The 13,825-nt window shown below is 54.8% G+C and carries 16 protein-coding genes; 7 read left to right on the forward strand and 9 right to left on the reverse strand.

What is annotated here, in order from left to right; all coding sequences use genetic code 11:
* Window positions 1-127: 127 nt before the first annotated feature.
* Genes ACZCED_RS15645 through ACZCED_RS15660 form a run of 4 tightly spaced genes read left to right on the forward strand, consistent with a single transcriptional unit; the run spans window position 128 to window position 3,434 of the window.
* On the forward strand, window positions 128-946 hold the full coding sequence (locus ACZCED_RS15645; protein ID WP_464861159.1) for a hypothetical protein: 819 nt from the start codon (window positions 128-130) through the stop codon (window positions 944-946).
* Window positions 947-967: 21 nt separating this feature from the next.
* Window positions 968-1,279 carry a hypothetical protein gene (locus tag ACZCED_RS15650; protein WP_462971566.1) on the forward strand — a complete coding sequence of 104 codons (312 nt, stop codon included), beginning with the start codon at window positions 968-970 and terminating at the stop codon, window positions 1,277-1,279.
* 2 nt (window positions 1,280-1,281) lie between these two features.
* Window positions 1,282-2,445 carry a cyclic nucleotide-binding domain-containing protein gene (locus ACZCED_RS15655; protein ID WP_464861160.1) on the forward strand — a complete coding sequence of 388 codons (1,164 nt, stop codon included), beginning with the start codon at window positions 1,282-1,284 and terminating at the stop codon, window positions 2,443-2,445.
* 20 nt (window positions 2,446-2,465) lie between these two features.
* Window positions 2,466-3,434 carry a P-loop NTPase gene (locus tag ACZCED_RS15660; protein ID WP_464861161.1) on the forward strand — a complete coding sequence of 323 codons (969 nt, stop codon included), beginning with the start codon at window positions 2,466-2,468 and terminating at the stop codon, window positions 3,432-3,434.
* 26 nt (window positions 3,435-3,460) lie between these two features.
* On the opposite strand, the gene ACZCED_RS15665 is transcribed toward ACZCED_RS15660, so the two are convergent.
* Window positions 3,461-3,817, reverse strand: a complete 357-nt coding sequence (locus ACZCED_RS15665) for a PilZ domain-containing protein (protein ID WP_462971569.1) — start codon at window positions 3,815-3,817, stop codon at window positions 3,461-3,463.
* Window positions 3,818-3,997: 180 nt separating this feature from the next.
* Window positions 3,998-4,615 (reverse strand): PilZ domain-containing protein, encoded by a 618-nt coding sequence (locus ACZCED_RS15670; protein WP_464861162.1) that lies wholly within the window; start codon window positions 4,613-4,615, stop codon window positions 3,998-4,000.
* A gap of 630 nt (window positions 4,616-5,245) precedes the next feature.
* Here ACZCED_RS15670 and ACZCED_RS15675 point away from each other — a divergent pair.
* From ACZCED_RS15675 to ACZCED_RS15685, 3 genes are all read left to right on the forward strand, one after another.
* The gene (locus ACZCED_RS15675; protein ID WP_462971571.1) at window positions 5,246-5,650 is read left to right on the forward strand and encodes a roadblock/LC7 domain-containing protein; all 405 of its coding nucleotides are present in this window, start codon (window positions 5,246-5,248) and stop codon (window positions 5,648-5,650) included.
* A gap of 62 nt (window positions 5,651-5,712) precedes the next feature.
* The gene (locus tag ACZCED_RS15680; protein ID WP_462971572.1) at window positions 5,713-6,318 is read left to right on the forward strand and encodes a GTP-binding protein; all 606 of its coding nucleotides are present in this window, start codon (window positions 5,713-5,715) and stop codon (window positions 6,316-6,318) included.
* 12 nt (window positions 6,319-6,330) lie between these two features.
* Window positions 6,331-6,954 carry a hypothetical protein gene (locus tag ACZCED_RS15685; protein ID WP_462971573.1) on the forward strand — a complete coding sequence of 208 codons (624 nt, stop codon included), beginning with the start codon at window positions 6,331-6,333 and terminating at the stop codon, window positions 6,952-6,954.
* A 208-nt stretch (window positions 6,955-7,162) separates the two neighbouring features.
* Here the strand turns inward: ACZCED_RS15685 and ACZCED_RS15690 are convergent, their stop codons facing one another.
* The 7 genes from ACZCED_RS15690 to ACZCED_RS15720 all read right to left on the reverse strand — a co-directional run bounded on the left by ACZCED_RS15690 (window position 7,163) and on the right by ACZCED_RS15720 (window position 13,704).
* On the reverse strand, window positions 7,163-8,227 hold the full coding sequence (locus ACZCED_RS15690) for an ABC transporter substrate-binding protein (protein ID WP_462971574.1): 1,065 nt from the start codon (window positions 8,225-8,227) through the stop codon (window positions 7,163-7,165).
* Complete coding sequence (locus ACZCED_RS15695; RefSeq protein ID WP_462971575.1) at window positions 8,217-9,014, reverse strand: ABC transporter ATP-binding protein; 798 nt, start codon at window positions 9,012-9,014, stop codon at window positions 8,217-8,219. Before ACZCED_RS15695 ends, ACZCED_RS15690 begins: the two co-directional genes overlap by 11 nt.
* A 13-nt stretch (window positions 9,015-9,027) precedes the next feature.
* Window positions 9,028-9,819: an ABC transporter permease gene (locus ACZCED_RS15700; protein ID WP_464861163.1), complete on the reverse strand. Its 792-nt coding sequence runs from the start codon at window positions 9,817-9,819 to the stop codon at window positions 9,028-9,030.
* Between the two features lie 22 nt (window positions 9,820-9,841).
* Window positions 9,842-10,603 carry a sulfite exporter TauE/SafE family protein gene (locus ACZCED_RS15705; RefSeq protein ID WP_462971577.1) on the reverse strand — a complete coding sequence of 254 codons (762 nt, stop codon included), beginning with the start codon at window positions 10,601-10,603 and terminating at the stop codon, window positions 9,842-9,844.
* Window positions 10,591-11,223 carry a HAMP domain-containing protein gene (locus ACZCED_RS15710; protein WP_462971578.1) on the reverse strand — a complete coding sequence of 211 codons (633 nt, stop codon included), beginning with the start codon at window positions 11,221-11,223 and terminating at the stop codon, window positions 10,591-10,593. Before ACZCED_RS15710 ends, ACZCED_RS15705 begins: the two co-directional genes overlap by 13 nt.
* Window positions 11,220-12,173 carry an AAA family ATPase gene (locus ACZCED_RS15715; RefSeq protein WP_462971579.1) on the reverse strand — a complete coding sequence of 318 codons (954 nt, stop codon included), beginning with the start codon at window positions 12,171-12,173 and terminating at the stop codon, window positions 11,220-11,222. The genes ACZCED_RS15710 and ACZCED_RS15715 overlap by 4 nt, the downstream gene beginning before the upstream one ends.
* A gap of 70 nt (window positions 12,174-12,243) precedes the next feature.
* Window positions 12,244-13,704, reverse strand: coding sequence for a response regulator (locus ACZCED_RS15720; protein ID WP_462971580.1), 1,461 nt, complete (start codon window positions 13,702-13,704; stop codon window positions 12,244-12,246).
* Between the last annotated feature and the right edge of the window lie 121 nt (window positions 13,705-13,825).

Here is a 13,825-nt window from a genome sequence, read left to right on the forward strand (position 1 = left end):
TCCACAACGGGCCTTGACATCAGGCCTTTTTTTTAATAGTTTTTCGCACCAACGTCCATCCGGCGAATCGATTGCCCGGTGAGCAACCGGAAAAACACACCGATCCCGGCCACCCATCGATATAACGATGACTGAGTTCCCCAAAAGGGCTGCATTGAAAGCGACGCCGCTGCTGACCGTGATCCTTGCCGTGCTGCTTGCATACAACCTGCGGGCGGAAGCGACGATGGTCAAGGACATTCGGTTTGGCGATAATAAGGATTACATACGAATGGTGATGGAATTTGACCGGCCGTTGAACCCGCCCCCGTCTTTCTCCATCCAGCGCCACACGTTGCAGGTTACCCTGACCGGAGTCGCCGTCGACCTGCCTGATCGTCCACCGCGAGAATACCACGCGGACATCATCAGCCTCGCGGTTTCCGGCACGCCGCAGGCCACGCGCATCGATGCAGCCTTTTCCTTTGCCCCCGCCGATGTCAAAACCTTTTCGCTGACCGGTCCTGACCGCTTCATCGTCGATGCTTACCGCCCCCTGTCGACGGCCGCCCCCGGGCCGCCCGTCGAAGATTCAGGACAGGCGGCATCGATCGAAAAAACCATGCCCCTGCCGGAGCCACACCGCCCGGCGGAAATACTGCCACCGACCGACGGTTCGCCCCCCATCGAAAAGACGTCGATCCAGCCCGACGGCGCCGCTCCTTCGCTCAGCAGCACCGCTGAGGATTTGCGCCGGCACCGGTTTCAGCAGCGATTGATCGCTGCCCTGATCGTGGTCACCTCAATCATTGTCGTTCTGCTCATTTTTCTGATATGGATGGGCGCTGGCCGGAAAAACCCGCCGGCGCCGTCCTGGGTTCAGGATCTCCCGCCGACCAGGGATCGGAATATTGAAAACATTGACTCGGTGATCGGTGAGCATCTGAAAAACCATGACCACCGATAGGAAAGCAAGCCAGGTATTTTCATGTTCCAACAGAAAAACGAAGCGCTCCTTGTTGGCTTGTCGGATGCTGAAAAGGATGACCTTGAAAAAATGATCCGCGAATTCCACCGGGACCGACCGCAGGATGTCTCCGGGGGGACCGGAGGACCGATCCAGACCCAGCTGGACCGTCTCACCAGCAGCCTGGCTGATCTGAGTGAATGGGTATTGTCGACCGACCGCCGGATAGCCGCCCTGGCCGAAGTCATGCGCCTGTCGCACCAAAAAAGTGAATTGCTGAACCAGCGCCTGGACGCTGTCATTGCGGCCCTAAAAAAAGGAAGAATGCTCTGAACATGAATGGAATCGAACCGCACGCGAATCCGGATCAGGAAAGCATCATCGAACAGATTCTCAATGACCAGATCGATATTCATTCGACGGAGGAGTTTGAAACGATTCTCGACGTGTTTCCCGACAATCCGGCACTGTATCGCAAATTTGCCGACCTGCTGGCCACCAGAAAGCGTGTGGATGAGGCGCTATTGGCTTACCACAAGGCGGCCGCTCTCTACCTGGACGCCGGCATGGTGCTCCAGTCCATTGTCGCCAAGATATTGGAGTGGAGTATCGTCAAGCCCTCCCACCGTGAAGGACACGATTTCCATGCGGCGGTCCGGCGCAAGGGCGGCGGTGACATGCCCTCCCAGGTCCTTTTTTCCCAACTGGATTATGAGGAGATGGTGGCCCTGATGCTCCGCCTGACCCGGGTGCGCCTGTCGCCTGGCGAGGTGGTTTACGACGCCGGCCAGGAATCCACGGACATATACCTCATCGTATCAGGCGAGTTGACGGAAACACTGCCGCAAATAGCGGGCGCCGATCCCATCCCTGCCGTTGCACTGGCGGAAAACGACATCTTCGGGGACATTTTTCCCCTGGAAGAGGAGTCGTTCTGCCTTGCACGCGTCACGGCCACCAGCGCCGCGGAACTGGTTAAAATTTCGAAACCGGTGCTCAAAGCCACCTGTTACCGCTTCCCGAGAATCCGTGAACTTCTCGAGCGATTGAGCCGGGTCCGGACGCCGCAGGGCAAACGGGCCTGGCAGACGGTTCGCCGCTCATGCCGATACAGCCTGCCCGCGGAAATACTGATCGAGCTTATGCCAGCGGACAACGGAATCAAGCGGATCATCCACGGTACCACCAGAGACCTGTCGACCGGCGGCATTTGCGTGGTCCTGAAAAACGATACCACCCGCTCCGATATCGAGGCGTTGCTCAAGCAAAAACCGACCTTGACGATCCTCGAGGGAAATCGAACGGCGATCGACGGGCTGGCCGGCACCGTAGCCTGGCGGAAAACGGTCGGCCGGACGAACCGCCCGACCCATATTGTCGGTATCACGTTCGATCCGATGGCCGAAGAGACAGCAATCGCCCTGAATGCATTCTGTACCATATCCAACGACGAACAGGACATGATCTGGAATCTGTGGAATCATCTGGTGCGACACTGAATTCGAAGGGATAACAACAGATGCAAAACCGGTACACTGAAAAGGAGAAGTCCCGATCACCTCAGATCTGGGCGGTCGGCGGCGGTAAGGGCGGCATCGGCAAAAGCGTTCTCAGCATTTTGATATCCATGGCACTGGCCGAAAAAGGCCAGGATACGGTGGTCATCGATGGAGATCTGGGCGGGGCCAACCTTCACACCTTCATGGGCATCCGCACTCCCAGCAGGACCCTGAATGATTTTATCAGTCGCCAGTATGCAACCCTGGACGAGGTCTGCGTGGGAACGGAACAAAAGGGCCTTCGAATCATCTGCGGGGCCAGCGAGGTGCTGACCCTTGCCAATCTTCAATATACCCAGAAGGTAAAAATCCTTCAGGCGATCTCCAAAATCGAGGCCGACCATGTGATCCTGGACCTGGGTGCTGGCACCGGATTCAATACCCTTGACTTTTTTCTATCCGCCCACCGCCAGATTGTGGTCATGACACCCCAGCCCGTTGCGATTCAAAATGCCTATGCGTTCGTCAGAAACGCCGTCTACCGGACCTTGAGTCGACTGACGAACCGCCGGCCGTCTCTGGGAGGGCTGGTAAAGGCGGCCATGGACCCCAAGAACGACATACGGGTGAGAACGGTGAGCAACTTGTTGGATCGGGTGGCCGAAAGCGGAGATCCGGCCGATGCGGCAGAAATGGCGAATCATCTCAAGCGAATTCACCCCACCCTGATCACCAACATGACCAGGGAACCGCGGGATAAAAATGCCGGGCGGATCATCCAGATGGTGTCGCAAAAGCATCTGATGATTCAGGCAGAAATCGGCGGCGGCGTCTATTTCGACCCCCAGATCAATGCGATGGTTTCGGCCATGGAACCACTCACGCGGGTAGACCGAAACAGCAATGCCCTCCAATCCGCGTTGGCCATCGTGTCACATCTGGAGAATACCAGGAGGGATACAGGAAAACAATTGGGATCCGTCAACTGAAAATAGAGCGTCTCCTGAGCCAATCGTCAGCGCAGGGGCAGTGTGTCCCTGAACGTTTCGAAACAGTTTCTAATGGCCTCCGAAGTTTGGGGAGCCAGATCCACAAAGCTGCACCCCACGCCCCTTTTGTTGACATTGGCGATCTTGGCCTTCAGAAGGACCGCTTTTTCCTCGGTAGGAAACTTGATGGCAAGGCTGACCAACCGCCCTGGATCAAGCCCGGATTTATCCCTCACCTCCACAAAAAGGCCGTTCAGGCTCAAGTCGGTCACCTTGAGCACGTCCTTCAGATGACCGAAAAGCGCCGTGCAGCGAAATTCCAGCCGCGGGAATTGCCGCCGCTCGCTGCTGACTTCAATATGCTGGCTTCGAACATCAATCATGTCCAGTCAAACTCCTTTGTTAACTCGCGCTGTGGTTGCCCCTGACAATAATATAGCACGGTGTGTTCCAATTTCAATGGGTCGACCACCGATAGAAACGGTTGAAGGCGGCGCCATTCATCATCGTCGCCAGGCCGGTGGTGATCGTACCATGATCTCCCGCAGAGGCAATGAATGGTTTCAGCCGATACGGTATTGCGAACTGGCCTGACGTTGGAGGCGATCGATCATGTTTTTCATGATTTCAATCTGATACTTGGTCAGCGATTCGTATTGAATCCCGATGCCGCCCTGCTCCAGGCGGATTACGCGGCCCTTGATTTTGAGGGCCAGTTGGTCCTCGGCCACCGAAAAACAGATAGAGACCGGCTGATTCATGGTAAACGACTCACAGCTTTCCACAAACATCCCGCCGGCACTGATATCCATGGCGGAGCAGTTGATGGCACGACCATCAGCGGCCAGATCCAGCGTAATATTGCATGGAACCCGGGGGTATTCCCGAAGCATGGAAAACCGTTTTTGCTCGTATCGGTTCATGAATTTCAGGAGATCCGCTTCGGACAATTGATTGATCAGAAGGAAAAAACGCGCGATGAGCAATTGCCGGTCCCTGGCTGCAACAACGCCATCCGCATGGGAATGCGGCATCTCCAGAAGTTTGTCGTTGTCCTTGAGGTTCAAGTCCTTGAACAGGTGCAACAGGGAAATCAACTGTTCATCGGTCATTTTGTATATGGCAATTGAAAGGCGGGTCAGGATCTTCTTTTTTTCCGCCTGCCAGATGGGATCATGCATCGATGTTGTCTCCTGCATATGTCGACCGAGGATTGCCCCGGATGGCGACAGGCATGGAAATGTTCCTGTAGAAGTTATCCGTAGGAACATCCGGGCGCACGCAGTTGTGTCCAGAGCATGGGTGAGCTGAGCCATGGTAGACAAAAAAATGCCCTGAAGCGACGAATATCGACATTCGCCAGTGGCACTGTATCCCTTTTCCAATGCAAAAAGCAAGTCTCGATTCAGCGGGATAATGGTGAATAACCAACGGTTTCAGCTGATTAGCAATTTATTGGACAAATCGGCCAACCAGGTTCGCCTGACCGGAAAAAAAGCCGCCTTTTGGGCCACCGGTGTCGGCGGCATTCATGGATACCCCTTCGTATAAAAAAAAGTACTTAAAATCATAGAAAAAACTTGAAATCCTAAAGCAAAAAAGGGTATTAAACGCACGTGAACCGGTAAAATCGTTTCCGAATGATTGAGCCTGCAGTTGCCACCGGGGCGTAATTGTACGTCATTCGCTCAAGGGGCAGCAGAACCGCCACCGTACCGGTGGACCAGCTCGTGAGTACCCGCACCATAACGGTCGGGGACTGCCGTGCTGGCTGCCCGGGAAAGCGCTGTTTTATCAAGGAGGAAGGGACATTGTCTTATATCCTGGATCAAGAACAACTGGACGGCTTGGAAGAGGCGTTGACCACCGATCTGATGACGCTGGGCATACAATCCGTGATCCTCATCGACATGGCCGGCAATGTCATCGTCAACCTCGATGACGGCAAGGTTCGCCACGATGTCTACTCGCTCGCGGCCTTGGCCGCCGGAAATTTCGGAGCGGTAAGCGCGATGGCTTCAATCATCGGCGAGGAGGAGTTCTCACTGCTGTTCCACAAAGGCAAGAGCGAGAACATCAATTTCACCAAAATCATGGATGACTTCCTGCTGGTTTCCATTTTCGGGAACGATGTATCACTGGGTTACCTCAGACTCAAGATCGATGAAGTGATAAAAAAAATCAAGGTTCTGATTGAAAAGACCCGATCGACCTGACGTGTCGACCTGCGCGGTAACGGCTTGGTCCACCCGAAATTAAAAACAAGCGGGACGGAAGCATGGCGTTTATCAATACCAAAACAAAAGAAGTTCAGGTCAAACTCGTTTTTGTCGGCCCCGGCAGAGGCGGGAAAACAACCAATCTGGAGTACATCTTCAGCCGGATCCGGCACCGAATCGAATCGGACATGGTCAGCATCAAGACCCAGGGCGACCGTACCTTGTTTTTCGATTTTCTACCTTTCGAACTGGGGGCGATCAAAGGGTACAATGTTAAAACCCAGCTATACACGGTTCCCGGCCAGGTCAAGTACAACGCCACCCGAAAACTGGTTCTCAAAGGCGTGGATGGGGTTGTCTTTGTCGCCGACTCCATGGTCGATCGAAGGGAAAACAACATCAGTGCCCTGAACAATCTGACGGAGAATCTAAAATTTTACGATATAGATATCGCCGACCTTCCCCTTGTGTTCCAATACAATAAGCGAGACTTGGCAACGGAGGGAATTCCCATTCTCGACGTTGAAACCATGGAAAAGGATCTCAACGCCCAACTCAAGGCTCCCAGTTTCACGGCCAGCGCGCTCAAGGGAGACAATGTGATCCCCACTGTTAAAAAAGCCATCTCTACAACGATGGTGGCGATTCGAGAAAAGCTTCTATAAGGAGGAACCGCCGTGGATAAAAAAGCGAATGATACGTTCGCCTTTGATTTGGAAAACCGTCTCGATGATTTCTTCAGTGATGCATTGCCTCCCCAAGATGAACCGTCAACAGATGGGCCTCCGGCAGCCAAAACCGATCTTCCGTTAAATGAATTAAAATCCACGATCCTGGCCATTGACTGGGAAATTACCGACGATGTTCTCGAAACGTTCATCGACCAGTTAGACGGCCTGTTGGAGCAGTTTGAAGACGACAAAGTGATTCATACGCTACTCAAGCTTTTAAAATCGCTGGGCAAATATGTCCGTGGGCACAAGTCAAAAGCCCATCCGGATACCATCAAGCGTATTATGGCGGTCTACTCTGCCTTGGAGGAATCGGTCAACAACGATGGGATGAGCCGGAGCGAAAAAGAAAAAATGCTGCTGGAGGAGGTCCGACAATTTCAGCGGTTAAAGGCATCCATCGTCGCATCCAACACTCCCTATGCGGCCAGCGGTCCGCCGAAACCAAGCATGCCGCAAGAAATGCCAGGCATCGAAGCGGTTATCCAGGCCATCGATGAACTGAAATCAATGATGGCGAAAGAGCTGAGCGCCATTCGTGAAGAACTCAGGCAACTGCGCAAAAAATAGATTGACCGTTCCGGCTCGATGGGACGCACGACCGGGCTGCTGAAAAAGGACATAGCCTGGCCGTTCAGCCTCAACCGGCGGCCATATTCCTCATCCATCAACCGCCTTTCGTCAGAATTTCGGACTGTCTGGCCTGTGCACATGGCAGCCCCCTCTTGTCCGACAGATCCCGTCAGGCCCCGGGAGATTCCGCAAGGGCGCCTATCCCTTACTCTTTCGGCGGATGGCGGCGATTCAGGAGGATGGAGTCCAGATCATCGATTCCGTCCATGGACGCATCCAAGGCAAAACGGTCCTCCACAAGGCCGGTGATGTCCGCTTGCCGAGTCAGGCCATAGCGAACCATGAGATCTGCCATGGTTTGAATTTCCGCGGCTTTAGGAACAAATCGATCATAGACCACCCGACCACTGGGCGTGGTCAGGGCATGGCGCACCAGATCAACGGACTGGTTCCAGTAACCGGATGCGATCCGGGCAGCTTCATCCGGGTGGCGACCGGCCCAGATCCCCGACCGCGCCGCCGTCTCGACCAGTTGTCGGACAACGGACGGATTGGCGTCTATCCAGCTGCTTTTCACCAGCACGAGATTGCAGATAAAGCCCGGCCACAGGGACTCCACATAATCCACGACGTCGGCATCACCGCTGAGCACGGTCTGGGCGGCAAACGGTTCACCGACAAAATAGGCATCCAGTGCACCGGACGTCAGTGCCGAGGCCATGTCCGGCGGATTCATTTCGACCACGCGGATGTTTCCGCCAAGCCCCTTTTCCTCGATCATCCGCTGCAGGCAAAGGTTATGGCCGGAGTATCGCATGGGGACGGCAATCGTGCGCCCGAACAAATCTTCCAACCGCCTCGCATTCAGTGACTTTCTCGCCACCAGGGTACTTTCATGCCGGTTGCCGATCAGCACCACCTTCACGTCGGCCCCCTGCTGGTGAAGCACCACCGCCAGTGGAGCAATAATGAACGCCGCTTGGATGCTGTCGTTTCTCAGGGCTTCGGCCATTTCAGCAAAAGAGGAAAACTTCACGGCTTCGAAATGAACACCGTCGCCGTTACGGGAAACCTTGTCCAGAAGCGGCGCCGCCAGGTTCGTCACCACCGGCATGTAACCCATGCGTACGATCTTCTGGCTCACCGGCGGATGGTTCAACTGGAGGTGAAGCCATGAGATGAACACCAACCAGGCGAGAAAAAAAAGCCCCAGTTTCCAGGGAAGCGTCGTTGCGTTGGAAGCGGCCGGATGTTTCAGGCTAAACGGCATAGTTGACCCCCATCATGAGGAACAACTCACTTCTCAACAGGCTCAATTCGGATGATTTTTCAAAATCGCGGGGCCGGGGGAAATCCAGCGTTCGATCCATGATCACCTGCGTGGGACTGTCCCCGAGAATAACGATCCGGTCGCCCATGATTAATGCGTCATCGATATTGTGGGTAACCAACAGGATGGTCTTTTGAATGAAGGCATGCATGTTGACCACTTCTTCTCGCATTTTCATATGCGTGAGGAAGTCGAGCCCGCTGAAAGGTTCATCCATGATCATGATATCCGGGTTTACGGCGAGGGCGCGGGCCAGTTCCGCCCGGCGCTGCATACCGCCGGACAGCTGCCGGGGATAGTGATGCTCAAAGCCATCGAGTTCCACCATCTCGATATATTCCGACACCTGTTCATGCCTTTCTTGCCGGTTTTTCAGATGACGGAGCCCCAGGGCAACATTCTCGGCAACGGTCATCCATGGAAACAGGCCGCTGTGCTGAAACACAAAAATGTGGTCGGCGGAAGGCCCCTTGACCGGTTGGTCATTAATCTGGACTCGGCCATCGGAAGGCGGTTCGAACCCGGCAATGATCCGAAGCAGCGTCGATTTTCCGCAACCCGACGGGCCCAAAAAGCAGACCATCTCACCGTCCAGGATGTTCAGGTCGATATCATGAAGGACGGTCACGCGATCCCCTTGGCGCAGCAACGGATCGTCATCGCTGCGGGGATCCCTGCGGCGATTGGCGTAGGTTTTGTTAAGCTTTTCGATGTTGATGCGGCCCAACGCCCTACTCTCCCTAATGAGTCATTTTACGCCAACTGGCGGCTTCCAGGGCGCCCAGTGTGCGCATCAGGTAATCCAGCGTCAGTCCCACCAGGCCGATGGTGATCATGCCATCCATGACGTAATCCATGCGCAGAGCATTTCTCGAATCCAAGATCAGAAACCCTAAGCCGGATTGCACCGCGATCATCTCTGCCGCCACGACGACCAACCAGGAGATGGTCACCGTCATCCGCAGGGCCGTTACGACCTCCGGGATGATGGCGGGAATTATCAGACGGGTGATGATCTCAGTCCTGGAAAAATTGAAGTTGGCCGCCACATGAAAATAGGTGGGATTAATGCCATCTACGGCAATGGTGGTGGAAACCACCAGTGGGAAGAAACTCGACAAAAAAATCAGGAAGATTGCCGGTGGATCACCGATGCCGAACCACAGCATGGCCAAAGGTATCCAGGCCAGCGGTGATATGGGTCTTAAAAATTGAATCAGCGGATTGATCAAGGACCTGGAGGCCGTCATCATGCCCAAGGCGATGCCCAGCGGGATACCCAGCCCGGCGGCCAGATAAAACCCCACGGTAACCCTGTAGAGACTGGCCACCGTATGCCTGACCAGGGTTCCATCGGCCAGCAGTTCTCCCATGCTCACCAGAACCACCACCGGTCCCGGAAATACCTCACGGCTCCATCCGCTGAAACGGGCCAATACATCCCAGATCAGCAGCAGGGCGAAAAAGCCCAGAAACGGCATCAGGTAAGCGTAGGGTTTCTTCTCGCCTTTTTTTCTAACCGTGGTGCTCAAGCCGGATCACAATCCTTTTGGATTAATAACTGTTGTAGATCAAATGAATGCCGATGAGCGTGAGCAGAAAAATAAAGACCTCCTTGAGCATTCTCTCGTTGATCTTCTCGGTAAACCACGGACCGATTTGTCCGCCGATGATGACGCCGGGTACAGCCCAGAAAAAGGCCGACAGGTCGGCCGATGCCCCTAGTATCACATGGATGACGGAACCAGCAACACAGGTACCGAAAATGGTGACGATGCTGGTGGCGACAGCAACGCGCATGCGCAGTTTCAGCCGGTTGCGCATGAGGGGAACCAGCCACTCGCCGATGCTCACGCTGAGCATGCCGCTGGCCACAGCCATGAATGAAACCAGCCACCCGCAGTGACGGGCCTGTTTTACCGCTACCCGGTCCTGTCCCGTATCGGTGTACTTCTGGTTTGCCGACACAAAGATAAATGCCGTGGTGAGGGTTAATATCCCCAGCGCCAACTCCAGGTTGGCTGAAGAGAGCAACCGGGTCAGCAGCGCTCCGATACCGAGCCCGGGAAGCGCCAGCAACAGGAAGAATCCGGCAAGGGGAAGATCCGCTGTTTTCTTTTTTATATAAGCGGCGCTGCCCGATCCCATGCCCGCCGTCTGCACCAGCAGCGAGGTAACCACCGCGGTCTCCGGTGAAAGTTTCAGAAAAATAATGAAAAAGGGCATCCACAGGATACCGCCACCGATGCCGACCGCCGATGCCAGCGCTGCGATAATCACCCCGGCCGGGAAGGCCAAGAGATTCAACCCGGCCATGGCCGGTCATCCACTGAATAGAGTTTGAAGAAATCAATCACCTGCCCCAGCATTACCAGTTCGGACTCCAGTCGGGCGAGTTGCCGTTCCATTTTTTCCGAGCCTCCCGGCGATAACTGCTCTTTTCTCATCAACCCCATCGTACTGGATGTCACCCGGCCGGCTGAATCGCATACCGACCGGGATAGCATGATGATCTCCTGCAGGTTGGTGGACATGTCGTCGATGGCGGCGGATAATTGGGAAAGTTCGTTTTTGGATTCGACTCCGGTTGTCCGGCTTAAATCGCCGGCCGATATGGCCTTGGACACCTCCACCATGTGCTGCAGCGGTTCGGTGATGGTCTTGATGAACATGGTCAGCACGATGACCACCACGGCCAGGATGACCCCCACCATCATCATGGCTTTGTTGCGGATTTTTACCAGGGGCTCGTATACCTGGCCCTCTTCCAGTTCTCCGCTCGCATATCGCTGGTAATTGCGGCTGAGTTCCTTCTTCAGCGCCGTTGAATGGGTATCCAGCACAAATTCGGAAGCCACCAGCAGCGCAGCGAACCCGATCAGAAGAATGTATATAATCATGGTGCGCTGGAGCGAATAGCTGTTGGGGGGTGTCATGACGCTGGCTGCAGCGAATCACCCAGGCTTGCGATAATCTCTTTGGCCAGTTCGATATACTGGGTGCCGGCCACACTTTTCTGGCTGTAATGGATGGCCGGCATGCTCAGGATCTGAGCCTCTTTGAGTGCACCATCCATCTCGATGACCGTGCTAAAGGTCTGTCCCTGGTAGAGATCCTTGATTTTGGAAAGAATCAGCCGGGATGAATTGCTGGCCTGGTCCAGCATGGTAAACAGGATGCGAGGCTTAATCAGGGGATTGGCTTTTTTCCGGATCAGCCGGATCAGCTGCATCACCTGGTCCACGCCATGGGTGGACAGATAATCACATTGGCAGGGAATCAGCACCCGGTTGGACGCAGTCAGGGCATTTAAAGTATAGTACTCGATGGACGGCGGGGTATCGATCAGAATGAAATCAAATTGATCCTTGACCGTGTTGAGCCGGTCCTTGAGCATGTATTCAAAATGCCGGGCCCCGAAATACAACTTGTTGAGCAGAACCATGTTCCGGCCGGAGGGTAACAGCCACAGGTGGGGATATTTGGTCTCGATGATAAAATCGTCCAGCGGCTTGCCGATGGCTTTCTGGGCATCATAAAACGTAGGCTGCTGCTTCTGCCCCAGCGAAAGGGTCAGGTTGGCCTGGGCATCGAAATCCACAAGCAGCACCTTCTTGTTGTGCAGGGCCAGGGATACGCCGAGGTTCAGGCAGGTGGTGGTTTTGGCGACCCCCCCTTTGCGGTTGCTGATGGTCATTACGTGGTCGTTGGCATGATCCTGGCGGACATGATCAAGATCAAGGAACGTGATCTCCTGAACACGGTTAGGCTTGAATGCGGAAAAAAGATGGTCGCAAACCGTGCACCGCACCACGAAGGACGATTTATCGGTTGCATCGTCATCGAGATGAAACCGGGTCCTGCATTTCTGACATACAATGATCATTGCTTATTTTCCTCGGGCGACAAACCAATTTAAGGCAGCACGCCGGTCTTGAGAACGGCGGCACGCCGGGTCAGTGTTTCAGGTCAAACCCGTTTACAACTGCTTTTATCAGGTCGGAGGGGTTCACCTCCTCATCGGCCAGCCCGGCTTCGACCACCTGGTCGAGTGGTTCGGCGACCATGCCGGAAGCCCGCTTTCGAAGAATGATCCGTCCCCCGTTTTCATGCACGGCCCTCAACCCCTCTTGTTCACCGGTGTTGGCACCGGACAGCAAAACAACCGCCAGATGCTGCTTGAATACGGATGCGGCGGTTGACAGGAGCCGGTCCACCTGGATCGCCCCTTTTTCAGGTGCGTTGGGTACGATGACCGGTCGGTGGTCATTCAATGTCACTGTGAGCGGCCAGCCATGATTGCCCACATAACAATTCCCTGCGCATAGGGACGTTTCATGGTCGATGGGTGAGGCCTGGCATCCGCAGCGTTCGAACAGATAACGGGCAAAGGGTTCGCTGAAGGACGATGGCAGACTCTGGAGGGCCACGACAGCGCCGTCTTCATCGGCCATGGCCGGCACCAGGCCGGACAGCAGGCTCATCTGCTCCGGGTGTCCACCGGGCCCGGTGATCACGATCACCAGGCGACGGCACACACGATCGACCGGTTTGTCGGTCGGGTTGCCTGTTTTGGCCTTGGGGATCCGCGCAATCCTGAAATTACCGACCGTTGCCGTGGCGGCAACCCTTATGCGTTCAAGAATTTTCTGCTGCTGGACAAGGATATCCTGATTCTTGGTGGGTTTGCTCATAAAGTCCACGGCGCCCAGTTCGAGAAAATTGAATATCGACTTTGACGATCCGTCCCCGGGGTTGGACGTTATCACTACCGGGCAAGGCTTTTTGATCATAATGTGCTTGATGGTACTGGTGCCGTCCATCACCGGCATGTTCACATCCAGCGTCACCAGGTCCGGAGACAAATCGTCGATCATGGAGATCGCCTCCTCACCGTTGCTGGCCATTCCCACCACCTTGACCCGGTTGCTGGCTGTCAGCATGCTGGATAATATTTTACGCATCATGGGTGAGTCATCGACGATGAGCACCCGCAGTCGGTCGTCGGCTGTATCCTCGGGCAAGTCATGCCCTGTGGCAGACGGCTCCGACTCGAGCCCGGCTTTTTCATCGACACGGCGGGCCGCCTCCATAATCAGGTAGTGGTAATTATTCTGAATGGTCCGCTGCGGAGTTGTCGATACTTCGATGGACTCGAAGCTGCCTGTCTGCCAGCCCAGAATTCGGAAAAACGCCTCCTCTCCCACGATGTCCTCGCAGGCGGCATGAACGATCTCGCCGTCAACGATAAAGATCGTTCCGATTCGGTCATCCTTGGTCACCCGCATACAAATACTGGAAGCGGACAGGCAACACATCTGGATCAGGTCGTTGAGCTGAATGTTCTTCAGCGTCCCGGCAAATCCACAGTCCGTACCATGCTGATGATCTAAGGAAGAAGCGTCTTTGGTTCCCATATCCCGCGTGTCAATCCGTTTCTAAATCCAGTTTGCGTAACCCTCGAAACCGTTTCCGAAAAGGCCGTCAAGTCTGCCCCGCCGCTCAGTATTTCGGGGGAGGCGATGACTTTTTGCATTG

Source organism: Desulfosarcina sp. (assembly GCF_055467485.1).